This window comes from Microcella sp. (assembly GCF_051860105.1).
Classification (GTDB): domain Bacteria; phylum Actinomycetota; class Actinomycetes; order Actinomycetales; family Microbacteriaceae; genus Microcella.
This window is the reverse complement of the sequence record NZ_JBHYEO010000010.1, coordinates 34,815-50,022: the sequence shown is the minus strand read 5'-3', so window position 1 is coordinate 50,022 and position 15,208 is coordinate 34,815. Positions and strand designations below refer to the sequence as shown.

Sequence of the window (15,208 nt, the reverse complement as noted above, 5' to 3'; positions counted from 1 at the left end):
GCACTGGAGGAATCGTGAGCATCTCCGAGTTCCCGCTCCCCGATGTCGGGGAGGGCCTGACCGAGGCCGAGATCGTGTCGTGGCGCGTCAAGCCGGGCGACACTGTCACCATCAACCAGGTGCTCGTCGAGATCGAGACGGCCAAGTCGCTCGTCGAGCTGCCCTCCCCCTTCGCGGGCACGGTCGACGCGCTGCTCGTCGAGGAGGGGCAGACGGTCGAGGTCGGCACGCCGATCATCACGGTGCGGGGGGATGCGGCGGGCCAGCCCTCAGACGCGACCGATCCCGGCGTCGCCGACACCGCATCCAGCATCGCCAGCGAGGCGGAGGCCGAGAAGCCCGGCGCCGTTCTCGTGGGCTACGGGGCCAAGGGCCACGTCGCCTCGCGCCGCACCCGCGGTCGCACCGCGGCCCCCGCGGCCGCCGCTCCGGCCGTCGCACCGCGCCTCAGCTCGGTGCCCGCCGCCGAGTCAGGCCCCGTCATCGCCAAGCCGCCGATCCGCAAGCTCGCGAAAGATCTCGACGTCGACCTCACCGCTGTCACGGCCACGGGTCTCGCGGGCGAGATCACGCGCGACGACGTCATCCGGCACGCGCAGCAGGCGAGCGTCTTCCGCAACATCCAGACGCCCGCCTGGCCCAACGAGCGCGAAGACCGCATCCCCGTGAAGGGTGTGCGCAAGGCGATCGCCGCGGGCATGGTGAAGAGCGCGTTCAGCGCCCCCCACGTGAGCGTGTTCGTCGACGTCGACGCGACCCGCACGATGGAGTTCGTCAAGCGCCTCAAAGCCAGCCCCGACTTCGCGGGCATCAAGGTGTCGCCGCTGCTGATCATGGCGAAGGCGATGATGTGGGCCGTGCGCCGCAACCCCACGGTGAACTCGACGTGGACCGACACCGAGATCATCGTGCACCACTTCGTCAACTTCGGATTCGCCGCGGCGACGCCCCGCGGCCTCGTGGTGCCGAACATCAAGAACGCGCAAGACCTCAGCCTGCGCGAGCTCGCCCAGGCCATTGAGGCGATGACGATCACGGCGCGCGACGGCAAGCTGCAGCCCGCCGACATGGCCGACGGCACGATCACGATCACGAACATCGGCGTCTTCGGCATGGATACCGGCACGCCGATCTTGAACCCCGGCGAGGTCGCGATCGTCGCGCTCGGCACCATCAAGCAGAAGCCCTGGGTCGTCGACGGCGAGGTGCGGCCGCGTTTCGTCACGACGCTCGGCGCCTCGTTCGACCACCGCGTGGTCGACGGCGACGTGGCGAGCCGGTTCTTGGCCGACGTCGCGAGCGTCATCGAAGAGCCCGCGCTGCTGCTCGACTAGCGCGCGCCGCCCGAGGCGCGCGTGCTCCTGCCGGCAGCCCGTCAGGGCTCGAGCGGCTCCAGGATGACGACGGGGATCTCGCGCGCCGTCTTGCGCTGGTACTCGGCGTAGCCGCGGTACGCCGCTACCGCGAGGGGCCACAGCCGCGCGCGCTCCTCCGGCTCGGCGGTGCGCGCTCGATAGGGGCGGGGATGCTCGCCGACCCTCGCCACCTGCACGGCCGGCTCCGCCACGAGGTTGAGGTACCACGCGGGCTGCAGGTCGTCGCCTCCCCGGCTCGCGATCACGATGAGCCGCTCGCCGTGCGGGCCCGGCTCGCGATGCGGCACCGTGAGGATGGCCGTGCGCGGCTGCCCGCTCGAGCGCCCGGTGGTGGTCAGCTCGATGACGGGCATGCCGCCGAGCTGCCGGCCGAGGCGCCCGCCCGTGCGGCGCAGCAGCGCGCGGTGCAGCCCGGTCATGGTCAGCATCGCGCGGCGGTTCGACATGCCCGGAACGCTAGCCGGGCATCCTGAACCGCACCCGGCAGGGCACCGCGCCGGGCTTATTGAGAATCGTTTTGACAATCATTCTCGATAAGCCCTAGCATCGAGCCATGACCTCGACCCGCCGCGCTCTTCCCGCCCTGCTCGTCGCCTCCGCCGCCGGCCTCGCCCTTACCGGGTGCGCCGCGCCCGCGCCCGAGGCGACCGGACTCTCGATCGTCGCCTCGACGAACGTCTACGGCGACATCGCCGCCGCCATCGCCGGCGACCTCGCGACCGTCACGAGCATCATCGACTCGCCTGCGCAAGACCCGCACAGCTACGAGGCGAGCGCGCAGGATCAGCTCGCCATCGCGGGCGCCGACCTCGTCATCGAGAACGGCGGCGGCTACGACCCCTTCATCGACCTGCTCGTCGAGGGCTCGGGCACGAGCGCTGTCGTCGTCTCGGCGTCCGCGGTCGCTGGCCTGGAGGAGGACGCGCACTCGGAGGAGGAGGCGCACTCGGAGGAGGAAGCCCATTCCGAGGACGAGGCGCACTCGGAGGAGGACGGCCACAGCCACCTCGAGGGTGCCAACGAGCACGTGTGGTACGACGTGCACGTCATGGGCGATGTCGCCGCCGCGATCACGGCCGAGCTCGCCGAGCTCGACGCCGCGAACGCCGCCACCTACGAGCAGAACCTCGCCGCGTGGACCAGCGAGCTCGAGGCCCTCGAGGCCGAGCTCGACGCCGCTGCGGCTGAGCTCGGCGGCGGCACGGTCGCCGCGACCGAGCCCGTGCCCGCCTACCTGCTCGCCGAGCTCGGCTTCTCCAACGAGACCCCCGAGGAGTTCCTCGAGGCCATCGAGGAGGGCGCCGACGTTCCGCCGCTCGCGCTCCAGCAGACCCTCGACCTCATCGCTTCGGGCGAGGTGCGCCTGCTCGCCTACAACGAGCAGACCGCGAGCCCCGAGACCGAGCGGGTGCGCGAGGCGGCCGAGGCGGCGGGCATCCCCGTGGTCTCATTCGTCGAAACCCTGCCCGACGGGGAAGACTACGTCTCGTGGATGCGCGCGAACATCGAAGCGGTCGTGGGAGCCGTGACCCCGGCGTGACGCCGTCGACCAGCTCGACCGACCCCGCCGCGGTGCTCAGCATCCGCGGCGGGGCGCTCGGCTTCGGCGACCGCGAGCTCTGGAGCGGTCTCGACCTGGAGGTGCGCCCCGGCGAGTTCATCGCCGTGCTCGGCGGCAACGGCACGGGCAAGACGAGCCTGCTGCGCGCCATGCTCGGCGAGCAGAAGCTCGATGCGGGCGAGGTGCTCGTCGACGGGCATCCGGCGCATCGCGGTCACCGGCGCATCGGCTACATTCCGCAGCAGAAGATCGTGGCACCGGGAACCCCCCTGCGCGGGCGCGACCTCGTGATGCTGGGCGTCAACGGTCACCGGTACGGCCCGCCGATCACGCGGCGCGCCGATCGCGAGCGAGTGGATGCCCTGCTCGCCTCCGTCGGAGCCGTCGACTACGCCGACCGGCCGCTCGGCAGCCTCTCGGGCGGCGAGCAGCAGCGCCTGCGCGTGGCCCAGTCGCTCGCGGACGACCCGACCCTGCTGCTGTGCGACGAGCCGCTCATGAGCCTCGACCTGCACCACCAACGGGCGGTGAGCGAACTCATCGACCGCCGACGCCGTGAGCACGGCACGGCCGTGGTCTTCGTCACGCACGACGTCAACCCCGTGCTCCGCATGGTCGACCGCGTGCTCTACCTCGCCCACGGCCGGTTCACGATCGGCACCCCCGACGAGGTGCTGCGCGACGACGTGCTCAGCCGCCTGTATGGCACGACGGTCGAGGTCATCCGCTCGCGCGGCCGGGTCATCGTCGTCGGTGTTCCCGATGACGAGCACCACCACGAGGTCATCGCATGATCGGCGTCGACTGGGCGACCTACGTGCAGCTGCTCGCGCTCGTGCAGAACTCGATCATCGCCGCGGCGGTGCTGGGAATCGTCGGCGGGCTCATCGGGGTCTTCGTCATGCAGCGCGACATGGCCTTCGCCGTGCACGGCATCAGCGAGCTGTCGTTCGCGGGGGCCGCCGCCGCACTGCTGCTCGGCCTCAACATCGTTGCCGGGTCGATCGTCGGCTCGCTCATCGCTGCGGGCCTCATCGGTGTGCTCGGCACCAAGGCGCGCGACCGCAACTCGATCATCGGTGTGCTCATGCCGTTCGGGCTGGGCCTCGGCATCCTCTTCCTCGCCCTGTACCCCGGGCGCAGCGGCAATAAGTTCGGCCTGCTGACCGGCCAGATCATCAGCGTCGACCTGCCCCAACTGGGCCTGCTGCTCGGCATCAGCATCGTCGTGCTCGTCGCCCTGCTCGTGGTTTGGCGCCCCCTGACCTTCGACAGCCTCGACCCCGAGGTGGCGAGCGCCCGCGGCGTGCCGGGCCGCGCGCTGAGCATCGTCTTCATGACCCTGCTCGGCCTCACGGTCGCCGTCTCGGTGCAGATCATCGGGGCGCTTCTCGTGCTCGCGTTGCTCGTGACACCCGCCGCGGCCGCGTTGCGCGTGTCGTCGTCGCCCGTGCTCGTGCCGGTGCTCAGCATGGCGTTCGGTCTCGTCTCGGCCGTCGGCGGAATCCTCCTGGCCCTCGGCGGCTCGCTGCCGATCAGCCCCTACATCACGACCATCTCGTTCGCGATCTACCTCGTCTGCCGGTTGCTGGGGTCTCGTCAGAAGGTCGCTCGATGAAGCGCAACACCTGGCAGCGCGAGGCGGTGCGTGCGGCGCTCGCCGAGCGCGAGGGCTTCGTGAGCGCGCAAGCGCTGTATGCGGCCTTGAAGGATGCGGGCTCGAGCATCGGCCTCGCCACGGTGTACCGCGCCCTCGCCGATCTGGCCGAGGAGGGCGATGCCGACGCGCTGCAGCAGGAAGGCGAAGCGCTCTACCGCGCGTGCACTCCCGGTAGCCACCATCACCACCTCATCTGCCGGACCTGCGGGCTCACCGTCGAGATCGAGGCGCGCGCGGTCGAGGAGTGGGCGCGGCAGATTGCGGCTCAGCACGGCTTCACGCGCGCCGAGCACGTCGTCGACGTGTTCGGGCTGTGCAAGGCGTGCTCGAGATTGCAGGCCGACCACCTTTCGTCGTAGGCTAGGGGTTTGTGTTGGGCGGCCATCCGCCCATCTTGTACGCGCTCCCGTCTCGCCAGCACCACCGGCGAGAGCAGCGGGTGTCTGCGTGCCGACAAGTGACCTTGGGTACGGCGCTCGCCGTACGGTAGCCACATATTGGAGGAACCATGGCAGCCGTCTGCCAGGTGACCGGAGCCGTTCCCGGCTTCGGGCACAACATCTCGCACTCGCACCGTCGCACGAAGCGCCGGTTCGACCCGAACATCCAGAAGAAGACGTACTTCGTGCCGTCGCTTCGCCGCAACGTCACCCTGACGCTTTCGGCTAAGGGCATCAAGACGATCGATGCCCGTGGCATCGAGGCCGTCGTGAAAGACCTGCTCGCGCGTGGGGAGAAGATCTAGTGGCCAAGCAGCAGGACGTCCGTCCGATCATCAAGCTCAAGTCGACCGCCGGCACCGGGTACACCTACGTGACCCGCAAGAACCGTCGTAACGACCCCGACCGCCTCGTGCTCAAGAAGTACGACCCGGTCATCCGCAAGCACGTCGAATTCCGCGAGGAGCGCTAAGTCATGGCGAAGAAGAGCAAGATCGCGCGCAACGAGCAGCGCAAGGTTGTCGTGGAGCGGTACGCCGCGAAGCGCCTGGAACTGAAGAAGGCCCTCGTCGACCCGAACGGCACCGACGAGTCGCGCGAGGCCGCCCGCAAGGGCCTGCAGAAGCTGCCCCGCAACGCCTCGCCCGTGCGCGTGCGGTCGCGCGACGCCGTCGACGGCCGCCCCCGCGGTGTGCTGACGAAGTTCGGCATCTCGCGTGTGCGGTTCCGCGACATGGCCCACCGCGGCGAGCTGCCCGGCATCACCAAGTCGAGCTGGTAGCACCCGCTCGCACCACGCACTGCCTCGAGGAGGGGGCGCCCCGACCGGGGCGCCCCCTCCTCCTGTTATCGCCACGCGGTCGCGGGTTGCGGCACACCGCGGCGAAATGCCCGGAATCATGCGGGAGTGCTGGTACCGTCAAGGCGGTTCGCGGTCAGATCACGACCGGGAACCATCTCCACCAAACTGTTGAGGTCCGAGGAGGACACCATGAACCGTTCCGAGCTTGTCGCGGCCATCGCCGCAGAGTCGGGCCTGAGCCAGGCTGATGTGAACCGCGCGATCGACGGCCTCTTCTCGGTCGTCTCCGGCGCCGTCAAGGGCGGCACCAAGGTCGCCATCCCCGGCTGGATCGCCTTCGAGCGCACCCACCGCGACGCCCGCACCGGCCGCAACCCGCAGACCGGCGAGGCCATCCAGATCGCCGCGTCGTACGGCGTGAAGGTCAGCGCCGGCAGCAAGCTGAAGGCCGCCGCCAAGTAGGCAGCTGCTTCTCGACGCGCGAAGGGCGGCGACCCCATGAAGGGGGCCCCCCGTAGCGCGGCGGGCGGGTGTGCGCGGTCAGCGCCGTGCCCGGCCCCTGAGCAGCCGCTCAGCCCGGTCGCCTAGCCTGGAGGGGTGACGATCACGGCCCCTGCGACCCGCACCGCCCTGCTGCCCTGGGGTCTGATCGGTGTCGTCAGCCTCGGTGGGGCGGCGCTCGCGGCCCTCCTCATCGGCCTCGTGCTCGGCGGCGGAGCGGAGGCCCCGCTGCTGACCGACCCCGGCGCGGTCGTGCGCTACGGCCTGCCGATCGCGAAGCTCGCCGCGACGCTCGGCGCGTCCGGCGCGATCGGCGGACTGCTGCTCGCGGTTCTCGCCCTCGCCCCCGCGCGGCCCGAGCACGGCCGCGCCCTCGATATCGCCGCCGCATCCGCCGCGGTCTGGACGGTCGCCTCGGCCGCGTCGGCGTTCTTCACCTTCCTCGCGGCCTACGTCGAGCCCGTCGCCCTCGATGACCGGTTCGGCCGCCTCATCGCCGCCTTCCTCAGCACGACCGAGCTCGGCCAGGCGTGGCTCGCGACGACGCTCATGGCGGCCGTCGTCACGGTGCTGTGCTTCGCGGTGCGCAGCCCCGCCGTGCTCGCGGTCGTGGCGCTCATCGCCGTGGCAGCTCTGTGGCCCGTCGCGCAGACCGGCCACACCGGCGGCACCGCCGATCATGACGCCGCCGTCACGGCCGTCTACCTGCACAGCGTCTTCGCGGCAGCGTGGGTCGGCGGGCTCCTCACCATCGTGCTCGCGCGCGGTGCGCTCGCCGACCGCCTGCCGGTCGTGCTCGCGCGCTACTCGACCATCGCCCTCGTCGCCTTCATCGTCGTCGCGACCTCCGGGCTCGTGAGCGCGCAACTGCGCATGGGCGGTCTCGACGCGCTCGCCACGCCCTACGGCGCCATCGTCGCCGCCAAGGTCGTCGCTCTCATCGGGCTCGGAGCCTTCGGCGCGGCGTACCGGCGATCCCTCATCCGCCGGCTCGAGCGCGAGCAGCGGCCGCGCTCGACGTTCTGGATCATCGTCACGGCCGAGCTCGCGCTCATGGGCATCGCGTCCGGGCTCGCGACCGCCCTCGCGCGCACCCCGACCCCGGTGCCGCAGGTGCCCGTCGATCAGCTCGCCGACCCGAGCCCCGCCGAGATCTTGACCGGTGCACCGCTCCCTCCCGCATTCGAGACCTGGCGCCTCGCGACGGAGTGGGACCTCAACCTGCTGTGGGCCCTGCTCGCCGGCTTCGGCGCCTTCTTCTACCTCGCCGGAGTCGTGCGCCTGCACCGTCGCGGCGACGCGTGGCCACTGCACCGCACCATCCTGTGGACGCTCGGCATGCTCACGCTCATCGTCGTGACGAGCAGCGGCCTGGCCGTGTACGAGAAGTACCTCTTTAGCGTCCACATGCTCGGCCACATGGTGCTCAGCATGGGCATTCCCGTGATGCTCGTGCTCGGAGCGCCCGTGACGCTCGCGGCACGGGCCATCCACGCACGCAAAGACGGGTCGCGCGGACCGCGCGAATGGATCCTCGCCATCGTGCACTCGCGCTTCGCCGGCATCGTCGGGCACCCGCTCGTCGCCTCGATCGTGTTCGCCGTCTCGCTGCTCGTCTTCTACTACTCGCCGCTGTTCTCGTGGGCCGTGAGCGACCACCTCGGCCACCAGTGGATGGTGCTGCACTTCCTGCTCAGCGGCTACCTCTTCGTCAACGCGCTCATCGGCGTCGACCCGGCGCCGTACCGGCCGCCGTACCCGATCCGGCTCATCATCCTGCTCGCGACGATGGCGTTCCATGCGTTCTTCGGGCTCTCGCTCATCACGGGCACGGGGCTCCTGCTGCCCGAGTGGTTCGGGGCGATGGGGCGCGAGTGGGGCCAGGCGCCGCTCGCCGACCAGCAGACCGGCGGCGGCATCGCCTGGAGCGTCGGCGAGATCCCGACCCTCGTGCTCGCCATGCTCGTGGTGTGGAGTTGGAGCCGCGCCGACAAGCGCGAGAGCACGCGTCTCGACCGCAAGGCCGACCGCGACGGCGACGCCGAGCTCGAGGCCTGGAACGCCATGCTCGCCGACCGCGCGCGCACCACGGCCGCGGCGGGCGCGGGGCGCACGGGTGCCCCCGATCAGACGCCCGGCGGGTAGATCGTCAGCACCGGGCCAGCCGGGTCGAGCACCACATCACCGCGCACGACGAATGCGACCTGCTCGTCGCGCTCGACGGTCAGACCGTCGAAGAGCCTCTGCAGCGTGACGGTGAGGCGCACCGAGCCCTCACCGCGCACCCGCCAGACGCCCGGATCCTCCCCCGGCTCGACGATCACCTCGGGGGCGGCCTCGAGCCGCCACACGGGCGGGGCCGTGACACGATCGATGATCTCGATGCCGAAGGGGCACCCCGTGGGCTGCAGCACCGGCTGCTCGGCGCAGGCGATGAGCAGGTGCTCGACCTCGGCGGCGACGAGCCGCTCGAGCCGATCGCCCGGCGCGACGACGAGCTCGACCTCCTGATCGCCGGTGGCTCCGGCGCGCACCGTCACGGGGTCCGCGCGCAGCAGCGGGTCGGTGATGCGCACCGTGATGCGTGCTGGCACGAACGCGGTGACGTCGACCGGCTGACCGGCGACCTCGGCCACGACGACGCGCTCGTTCGCGACCAGCCGGTCGTGCTGGTCGGCCGCGACCGAGAGCGTCGTGACCGGCGGCTGCGCGAAGGCCCAGGCGGGCACGAGCCCGAGCGTCGGCGGCGCGGGTTCGAGGCGGAAGCGCACCGTCACCGCATCCGTCTCGCTCCCGTACTCCGCGACGACGGTGACGCCGCCGTCAGCGTCGGGCGCGCTGCTGACGACGCGGTGGATGCTGGGCTCACCGTCATCGCCGAGAGGCATCGCCGTGGGGGCCTCGAGGCCGGCGAGCCGCGCGACAGCCGCGAGATCGTCGCGCGCGAGCGCGTCGAGGTAGCGCTGCACATGGTCGGCCGCCGTGGCCGTCGTCGAGAGCGCGAGCGCGAGCGCGAGACCGCCGAGGCCGACGATGCCGGCCGCGGCTCCTCCCCACACGAGCGGTGCCCGGGTCATGCGCTCAGCCTACGCACGCCGGGCGCGCCCTCCTCGTCGGCCTGCCAGTCTGCTGACGGGGCCGCGGCTACAGTGGAAGATCGCTGATCGGCGACGGCACGAAGGGCAGGCGGGCGATGACGCAGAGCACCGGCGCGGCGCTCAGCCCTGAGCAGTCGGCGGTGCTCGAGGTCATCGAGTCGACGCGAGAGCACGTGTTCGTGACGGGTCGAGCGGGCACGGGCAAGTCGACCTTGCTCGAAGCCTTCATCGCCTCGACCGAGCGATCGGTCGTCGTCTGCGCCCCGACCGGGGTCGCGGCCTTGAACGTGGGCGGGCAGACCATCCATTCGCTCTTCCGGTTGCCGATCGGGCTCATCGCCGACCACGACTTCGACGACCCGCCCGAGCTGCGGCGCCTGCTCGCCTCGATCGACACCGTCGTGATCGACGAGGTCTCGATGGTGAGTGCCGACCTGATGGACGCGATCGACCGTCGACTTCGTCAGGCGCGTGCTCGTCGGCACGAGCCGTTCGGCGGGGTGCAGGTCGTGCTGTTCGGCGACCCCTACCAGCTGGCGCCGGTGCCGGGCCGCGATGAGGGAGAGCGCGCGTATTTCGCCGATCACTACCGGTCGATGTGGTTCTTCGACGCGCGGGTGTGGGCCGAGGCCGAGCTGCGCATCGTCGAGCTGCAGACGATCCACCGGCAGCAGGACTCCGACTTCCGGGCGATGCTGACCGCCGTGCGGCACGGCACGGTGACGCCCGAGATCGGGCGCGCCCTGAACGAGGCCGGAGCCCGTCCGGCTCCCGACGACGGCGTTCTGACGCTGGCCACGACCAATGCGACGGTCACCCGCATCAACGCGGATGCCCTGCGCCGCCTGCCCGGAGACCCCAAGACGGCTCGGGCCGACATCGCTGGCGAGTTCGGGCCGAAGGGCGGGTACCCGGCCGACGAGGAGCTGCAGCTGAAGGTCGGCGCGCAGGTGATGTTCTTGCGCAACGACACGGGAGGCGATGGCCACCCGCGCTGGGTCAACGGCAGCCTCGGCACGGTCGAGCGCATCGGCCGCACCGTGTTCGTCGAGGTCGACGGCGAGAGCCACGAAGTCGTGCCCGCGACCTGGGAGAAGTACAAGTACACCTACTCCGCGGCGACGAAGCGCGTCTCGAAAGACGTCGTCGCCGAGTTCACCCAGTTCCCGCTTCGCCTCGCCTGGGCCGTGACGATCCACAAATCGCAGGGCTCGACCTACGACCGCGCGATCGTCGACCTCGGGCCCCGTGCCTTCGCGCCCGGGCAGACCTATGTGGCGCTCAGTCGCATCCGCTCACTCGACGGGCTGCACCTCGTGCGGCCGCTGCGCCCGAGCGACATCATCGTCGACGACGACGTGCGACGGTTCATGGCCGAGGCCGAGCCGGGCATCGGTCGGGCGATCGCGGCGAGCGGGTAGCCTCCGCTCAGGGCTGGTAGCCGATGTGGCCGGAGTGGCCGCCGAACACGATGGTCGACGGCACCTTCTCCTCCTCCGGGGCGATGCCGGCGCTCGGCAGCGTCGCCGCCACCGAGGGCGTCACGACGAGCACGGTCAGCACGGCTGCGGCCGCCACGGCGAGACCGGCGCGGGCCGGGCGCACGCGGGCCCCCACCCGCGTGCGCCGCGCATCCGCCCCCGCGGATGCGGCACCGGCCAGTCCCAGCACGGTCGCTCCCGCCAGCGGCACGGTCGCGAGCGAACCCGCGATGGCCGGCGAATCGGCGGTGACGGCGACCAGCAGCAGCGTCGCCCAAAGCAGCACCGGTGCCACGAGCAGCAGCGCGACCGTGCGAGGGGCGGGGAGCCACCGGGCTGAGGTCGCGGCCCCCACCGCGATCGTCAGCTCGGCGGCCCCCACCACTGCGAGCACAGCGCCGACGCCCCCGTCGACGGCCGAGACCGACGTCGCGCCGTGGATGGCGGCGGCCCCCGCCGCCGACAGTGCCACGACCCACCGACCTGTCGTCCCGTTCATGCGTCTGCCTCGCTCATGACCACTGTTCGGAGCCGGTGGCCGCTCGGTTGGGAGCGATCTCGAGAGAGCTGCGCCGGCCGCGCGAGCGAGCCCCGCGCGGCGGTCAGCGCGAGAGCAGAGGGGTGTGTGCCGCGATCAGGTCGACCATCGATGCCGCGCGGCGCAACGGTCGAGCCCCGACGCGCCCCGCTCCGGTCACGACCAGGTGCGCGCCGGAGCACTCGTCGCGCGAGAACGGGCAGGCCGCCTCGTGACCGGAGCCGTTCAGGAGCATCCGGTGCAACGAGGAGTGCGTATCGGGATGGAACCCCGCGCGCCGCGTCATCTCGACGATCCGGTCGAGAACCTCGCGCTCGTCGAGCCCGCGGTCGGCGAGCCGATCGAGCGGCGCCGACCAAAGCCACTGCACGCTCGCTCCCGTGTGCTCGGGCTGGCAGAACAGGTCGACCGTCATGCCGCACGCGACCTCGACGAGCTGAGCGGACTCGCGTCGTGCTGTGCGTCTCATGGCGGCTCCCTTTCGAGTCGACAGCTGCCCCCCGGCGGCCTCGCCGGAATCGTGCCGCTCAGCCTAGAGCACGGCGGTCACGCCCGGTCAGAGTCCGAGGTCCTGCCGCTCCGTCGCGGGGACCGCCTCAGGATTCGGCCGTCTCCCAGCCCACGAGGTCGTCCGACGTCGCTGCCGTGGAGTCGCCGAGGTCATCGGTGAACAGGTGCCCCGGCACGACGCTGAGCGCGGCCGCGATACGGAACACCGTGCGAAGAGAGGTCGAGTAGTGGCCTGCTTCGAGCCGGTTGATCGTCTTGCGATCGAGCTCGACCTGCTCGGCGAGCTGCGACTGCGTGAGCCCTCGCTCCACGCGGAATCGACGCACTCGCTCTCCGAACGAGCTCAGATCGTCACTGTCGGCAGTCGGCATTCCTGTCTTCCGGTCGGGGCGCATCACGCGCGGTGACAACCGTCGACAGACGCCGTCGGCGGCGGTCTCCATGGTACGACAGCGTCTCGTTGTACCGACCCCCCTCGGTCGGGGGGCGCAGGGGTGTCGGAGCCCGATCCTGACCGGCACCGCGCGCCGTAGGCTGGCGCCATGACGCGACGTTGGTGGCATCTCGACCCGGGAGGTTCGCTCATCGGCCTCGCGTTCGTCGCGCTCTCGCTCACCCCGTCGCTGTTGCCGCGCCCCGCGATCCTGCAGGGAGTGCTCGCGGGTGTCGCGTGTGGCCTCGGGTACCTGCTCGGGGCGCTCGTGTGGTGGGCGATCCGCTCGGCGACCCCCTGGCGACCGTCTCCGCGGGTGCACCGCGCGTTCTGGTGGGGGATGCTCGCGCTCGCCGCGACCATCATCGTGGTCATCGGCCTCGCTGCGGTGGGCTGGCAGAACGAGGTGCGCGCGCTCGTCGAGGTCGCCCCTCTCGATGCCGTGGCGGTCGGCGCGTTCTCGGTCGGCGCGCTGGTCACCGCCGTGCTGCTCGTGACGATCGGCCGGGGGGTGCGGCGCCTGACGGTGCACCTCGTGCGGCTCACCGGGCCCGCCCTCGGCCTTCTCGGTGCGACTGCCGTCGTGGCAGCGGGGGTGCTTGGGCTCGGCATGGCCGCCGTCGCCGCGATCGATGCGATCTACGCCGACCGCAACGGCGCGCCCGATGCGCTGCTTGTCGAGCCGCCGAGCGACTACCGCTCAGCGGGGTCGAAGTCGGCGGTCGAGTGGAGCGGCCTCGGTCGGCACGGGGGCACGTTCGTCGCGGGAGGCCCGACGGCGGCGGAGATCTCGGCGCTCACGGGAGTCGACGCGGTCGAGCCCGTGCGGGTCTACGTCGGGCTCGGCAATGCAACGACGATCACCGAGCGCGCCGAGCTCGCGGTCGACGAGCTGCGGCGCACGGGTGCTTTCGAGCGAGAGCTGCTCGTGGTCGCGACCACGACGGGGTCGGGCTGGCTCGAAGACCAGGCGGTCGACGCGGTCGAATACCTGCATGGCGGTGACACGGCGATCGTGGCTCTGCAGTACGCTTACACGCCGAGTTGGGTGTCGTTCCTGTTCGATCCGGATGCTCCTGTCGAGGCCGCGCGGGCGACCTTCGAGGCCGTCTATGCCGAGTGGTCGAGCCGACCGGTCGACAGCCGACCGCGGCTCGTCACCTACGGCCTGAGCCTCGGCGCTCACGGTGGTCAGGAGGTCTTCGCCGACCTCGCCGACCTGCGCGAGCGCACCGATGGGGCGCTCTTCGTGGGCAGCCCAGCGAGCGCGACGATGTGGCAGGAGCTGCAGGGGGCCCGCGATGCCGGGTCGCCCGCCTGGCAGCCTGTGCTCGATGAGGGCGCGCAGGTGCGCTGGATGTCGCAGCCCGGCGACACCGATCGTCTGCCGGGCCCCTGGGAGGAGCCGCGCGTGCTGTACCTCCAGCACGCGACCGACCCCATCACATGGCTCGCTCCCGAGCTGCTGTGGTCGTCGCCCGAGTGGCTCGAACCCGACCAGCGCGGTGCGGATGTGAGCCCGGCGATGCGCTGGATCCCCGTGGTCACGGGCCTGCAGGTGACGATCGACATGCTCATGGGGCAGAGTGTTCCGGCGCGACACGGCCACAACTTCGGCGACGTCGTCGTCGATGGCTGGCTGGCGGTGACGGGGGATGCGGGGCTCACGCCCGCCGCCCTCGATCGCGTGCGCGCCGAGATCGCGAGCTACGCCCTCACCGACGAGGACTGACCGCGGAGCGCGCTGCGCCGCAGGAGCGGCGGCCGGCTCGGCGCGAGCCGGGACGCGAAGCGCGGCGACCGCGCTCGTCGCGCGGGAGCGGCGCGACGCCGCAGGAGCGGCTGACAGTTCTCAATCCAGATGAGATTTCTCAGCTAGTTGAGACTGGATGAATCGGGGGAATCTCCGCGCCGCTGCCGCGCGCCGTCTCAGCGAGGGTGAGACAAGTCGCCCGTCACGGCGCAAACGATCAGACTTTGCGTTCTAAGTCGAGACTCGCGTGCCTTCGTCGGTCGCGCCGGCCCCGTGACCACACCGTGCGAATTGCGCGTGTGGCAGTCCCGGTTGCTTCGCCAGAGACTGGCCTCGCCCTGCTACCGTGCGGTCATGCGAATCTTCGTCAGAATCCTGGGCTTTGCACTGCTCTTCTTCCTCGTGATCGGGTTACTCAATTGGAATGGCGGCCGCCCTGGACCGGGGGGAACGCTCGGGGCGATCGATGCCGGCGCACGCGTGCTGGATGCTCTGCTCTTGTTTGTAGCGGGCGTTGGTCTGATCGCCATTTCCTTCTACAAGCGGCCGAGACCTTCGGATACTGCGATTCCAACGCCCCAGTACCGGACGACGAACACCGAGGCTAATTCCCGCCAGGCACCGACTCGGCCCGTGACACCCGACGTTGGCACACGCGCGAGTTCTGCCCTCGACACGAACGATGGCGCCCGGCCAACGGAGGTCTCAGTTCGCGGATACAGAGAGATGTTCGCCGTGAATCCTCGTGTGAAGGTCCTCTGGAACGAAGTGCCCGTCGGTGAGGTTGGTCGCGACGAGAGCCTCCAGGTCAATCGCCAAGGAAAGGGAGTCTTGAAGTTCAAGTCATCGTTCCGTTCCGCTGCGATCGATGTTCCAGCGGGCGCGAAGGTGGTCGTGCAGCTTGCCTGGGACAGATTCTCGGGGAAGTTGATCGTTCACGTTGTTCCGTAGTCGCATCTGCTCGCGCGTTCGCGAAACACTCGTCCGTTAGGAGCAAGTTGACGTGTCCGACGGCACGCAGCGCACAAAGGGGGTAGGTCCTCTGGGCGGCTATC

At 70.8% G+C, this 15,208-nt stretch carries 18 protein-coding genes; 13 read left to right on the top strand and 5 right to left on the bottom strand.

Annotation, left to right across the window (positions count from 1 at the left end):
* Positions 1–14: 14 nt before the first annotated feature.
* Positions 15–1,334, top strand: coding sequence for a dihydrolipoamide acetyltransferase family protein (locus ACTIE9_RS07485; protein ID WP_439564956.1), 1,320 nt, complete (start codon positions 15–17; stop codon positions 1,332–1,334).
* A 41-nt stretch (positions 1,335–1,375) separates the two neighbouring features.
* Here the strand turns inward: ACTIE9_RS07485 and ACTIE9_RS07480 are convergent, their stop codons facing one another.
* Positions 1,376–1,822, bottom strand: a complete 447-nt coding sequence (locus tag ACTIE9_RS07480; RefSeq protein WP_439564955.1) for a nitroreductase/quinone reductase family protein — start codon at positions 1,820–1,822, stop codon at positions 1,376–1,378.
* A 107-nt stretch (positions 1,823–1,929) separates the two neighbouring features.
* On the opposite strand from ACTIE9_RS07480, the gene ACTIE9_RS07475 reads away from it, so the two are divergent.
* The 9 genes from ACTIE9_RS07475 to ACTIE9_RS07435 all read left to right on the top strand — a co-directional run bounded on the left by ACTIE9_RS07475 (position 1,930) and on the right by ACTIE9_RS07435 (position 8,485).
* Positions 1,930–2,916, top strand: coding sequence for a metal ABC transporter solute-binding protein, Zn/Mn family (locus ACTIE9_RS07475; protein WP_439564954.1), 987 nt, complete (start codon positions 1,930–1,932; stop codon positions 2,914–2,916).
* Positions 2,913–3,731, top strand: coding sequence for a metal ABC transporter ATP-binding protein (locus tag ACTIE9_RS07470; RefSeq protein WP_439564953.1), 819 nt, complete (start codon positions 2,913–2,915; stop codon positions 3,729–3,731). Before ACTIE9_RS07475 ends, ACTIE9_RS07470 begins: the two co-directional genes overlap by 4 nt.
* Positions 3,728–4,555: a metal ABC transporter permease gene (locus tag ACTIE9_RS07465; protein ID WP_439564952.1), complete on the top strand. Its 828-nt coding sequence runs from the start codon at positions 3,728–3,730 to the stop codon at positions 4,553–4,555. Before ACTIE9_RS07470 ends, ACTIE9_RS07465 begins: the two co-directional genes overlap by 4 nt.
* Positions 4,552–4,956: a Fur family transcriptional regulator gene (locus ACTIE9_RS07460; protein ID WP_439564951.1), complete on the top strand. Its 405-nt coding sequence runs from the start codon at positions 4,552–4,554 to the stop codon at positions 4,954–4,956. The genes ACTIE9_RS07465 and ACTIE9_RS07460 overlap by 4 nt, the downstream gene beginning before the upstream one ends.
* A 149-nt stretch (positions 4,957–5,105) precedes the next feature.
* Complete coding sequence (gene rpmB, locus ACTIE9_RS07455; protein ID WP_255160589.1) at positions 5,106–5,342, top strand: 50S ribosomal protein L28; 237 nt, start codon at positions 5,106–5,108, stop codon at positions 5,340–5,342.
* Positions 5,342–5,509: a 50S ribosomal protein L33 gene (rpmG, locus tag ACTIE9_RS07450; RefSeq protein WP_137737339.1), complete on the top strand. Its 168-nt coding sequence runs from the start codon at positions 5,342–5,344 to the stop codon at positions 5,507–5,509. The genes rpmB and rpmG overlap by 1 nt, the downstream gene beginning before the upstream one ends.
* A gap of 3 nt (positions 5,510–5,512) precedes the next feature.
* Complete coding sequence (gene rpsN, locus ACTIE9_RS07445) at positions 5,513–5,818, top strand: 30S ribosomal protein S14 (protein WP_255160588.1); 306 nt, start codon at positions 5,513–5,515, stop codon at positions 5,816–5,818.
* Positions 5,819–6,028: 210 nt separating this feature from the next.
* Positions 6,029–6,301, top strand: a complete 273-nt coding sequence (locus ACTIE9_RS07440) for an HU family DNA-binding protein (RefSeq protein ID WP_409648643.1) — start codon at positions 6,029–6,031, stop codon at positions 6,299–6,301.
* A 135-nt stretch (positions 6,302–6,436) separates the two neighbouring features.
* Positions 6,437–8,485: a cytochrome c oxidase assembly protein gene (locus ACTIE9_RS07435; protein WP_439564950.1), complete on the top strand. Its 2,049-nt coding sequence runs from the start codon at positions 6,437–6,439 to the stop codon at positions 8,483–8,485.
* On the opposite strand, the gene ACTIE9_RS07430 is transcribed toward ACTIE9_RS07435, so the two are convergent.
* The gene (locus ACTIE9_RS07430; protein WP_439564949.1) at positions 8,467–9,417 is read right to left on the bottom strand and encodes a hypothetical protein; all 951 of its coding nucleotides are present in this window, start codon (positions 9,415–9,417) and stop codon (positions 8,467–8,469) included. The two genes, ACTIE9_RS07435 and ACTIE9_RS07430, sit on opposite strands and share 19 nt — an antisense overlap.
* A gap of 116 nt (positions 9,418–9,533) precedes the next feature.
* Between ACTIE9_RS07430 and ACTIE9_RS07425 the strand changes: the two genes are divergently transcribed.
* Entirely contained in the window at positions 9,534–10,859 is a 1,326-nt protein-coding gene (locus tag ACTIE9_RS07425; protein WP_439564948.1) for an ATP-dependent DNA helicase, read from the top strand.
* A 7-nt stretch (positions 10,860–10,866) separates the two neighbouring features.
* On the opposite strand, the gene ACTIE9_RS07420 is transcribed toward ACTIE9_RS07425, so the two are convergent.
* The 3 genes from ACTIE9_RS07420 to ACTIE9_RS07410 all read right to left on the bottom strand — a co-directional run bounded on the left by ACTIE9_RS07420 (position 10,867) and on the right by ACTIE9_RS07410 (position 12,410).
* The gene (locus tag ACTIE9_RS07420) at positions 10,867–11,418 is read right to left on the bottom strand and encodes a hypothetical protein (RefSeq protein ID WP_439564947.1); all 552 of its coding nucleotides are present in this window, start codon (positions 11,416–11,418) and stop codon (positions 10,867–10,869) included.
* Positions 11,419–11,521: 103 nt separating this feature from the next.
* Positions 11,522–11,926: a hypothetical protein gene (locus ACTIE9_RS07415; RefSeq protein WP_439564946.1), complete on the bottom strand. Its 405-nt coding sequence runs from the start codon at positions 11,924–11,926 to the stop codon at positions 11,522–11,524.
* Positions 11,927–12,053: 127 nt separating this feature from the next.
* Positions 12,054–12,410, bottom strand: a complete 357-nt coding sequence (locus ACTIE9_RS07410; RefSeq protein WP_439564945.1) for a helix-turn-helix transcriptional regulator — start codon at positions 12,408–12,410, stop codon at positions 12,054–12,056.
* Positions 12,411–12,509: 99 nt separating this feature from the next.
* Here ACTIE9_RS07410 and ACTIE9_RS07405 point away from each other — a divergent pair, with 99 nt between their 5' ends.
* Both ACTIE9_RS07405 and ACTIE9_RS07400 read left to right on the top strand, forming a co-directional pair.
* Positions 12,510–14,132 carry an alpha/beta hydrolase gene (locus ACTIE9_RS07405; RefSeq protein WP_439564944.1) on the top strand — a complete coding sequence of 541 codons (1,623 nt, stop codon included), beginning with the start codon at positions 12,510–12,512 and terminating at the stop codon, positions 14,130–14,132.
* Between the two features lie 375 nt (positions 14,133–14,507).
* Positions 14,508–15,104, top strand: coding sequence for a hypothetical protein (locus tag ACTIE9_RS07400; protein WP_439564943.1), 597 nt, complete (start codon positions 14,508–14,510; stop codon positions 15,102–15,104).
* Positions 15,105–15,208: the final 104 nt, after the last annotated feature.

Bases quoted from the DNA above. Each gene is read 5' to 3' on its own strand.
- ACTIE9_RS07420 (WP_439564947.1), bottom strand. From the start codon at position 11,418: ATGAACGGGACGACAGGTCGGTGGGTCGTGGCACTGTCGGCGGCGGGG.
- rpmB (WP_255160589.1), top strand. From the start codon at position 5,106: ATGGCAGCCGTCTGCCAGGTGACCGGAGCCGTTCCCGGCTTCGGGCAC.
- rpsN (WP_255160588.1), top strand. From the start codon at position 5,513: ATGGCGAAGAAGAGCAAGATCGCGCGCAACGAGCAGCGCAAGGTTGTC.
- ACTIE9_RS07430 (WP_439564949.1), bottom strand. From the start codon at position 9,417: ATGACCCGGGCACCGCTCGTGTGGGGAGGAGCCGCGGCCGGCATCGTC.
- ACTIE9_RS07415 (WP_439564946.1), bottom strand. From the start codon at position 11,926: ATGAGACGCACAGCACGACGCGAGTCCGCTCAGCTCGTCGAGGTCGCG.
- ACTIE9_RS07440 (WP_409648643.1), top strand. From the start codon at position 6,029: ATGAACCGTTCCGAGCTTGTCGCGGCCATCGCCGCAGAGTCGGGCCTG.
- ACTIE9_RS07425 (WP_439564948.1), top strand. From the start codon at position 9,534: ATGACGCAGAGCACCGGCGCGGCGCTCAGCCCTGAGCAGTCGGCGGTG.
- ACTIE9_RS07410 (WP_439564945.1), bottom strand. From the start codon at position 12,410: ATGGAGACCGCCGCCGACGGCGTCTGTCGACGGTTGTCACCGCGCGTG.
- ACTIE9_RS07400 (WP_439564943.1), top strand. From the start codon at position 14,508: ATGCGAATCTTCGTCAGAATCCTGGGCTTTGCACTGCTCTTCTTCCTC.
- ACTIE9_RS07465 (WP_439564952.1), top strand. From the start codon at position 3,728: ATGATCGGCGTCGACTGGGCGACCTACGTGCAGCTGCTCGCGCTCGTG.
- ACTIE9_RS07460 (WP_439564951.1), top strand. From the start codon at position 4,552: ATGAAGCGCAACACCTGGCAGCGCGAGGCGGTGCGTGCGGCGCTCGCC.
- ACTIE9_RS07405 (WP_439564944.1), top strand. From the start codon at position 12,510: ATGACGCGACGTTGGTGGCATCTCGACCCGGGAGGTTCGCTCATCGGC.
- ACTIE9_RS07480 (WP_439564955.1), bottom strand. From the start codon at position 1,822: ATGTCGAACCGCCGCGCGATGCTGACCATGACCGGGCTGCACCGCGCG.
- ACTIE9_RS07475 (WP_439564954.1), top strand. From the start codon at position 1,930: ATGACCTCGACCCGCCGCGCTCTTCCCGCCCTGCTCGTCGCCTCCGCC.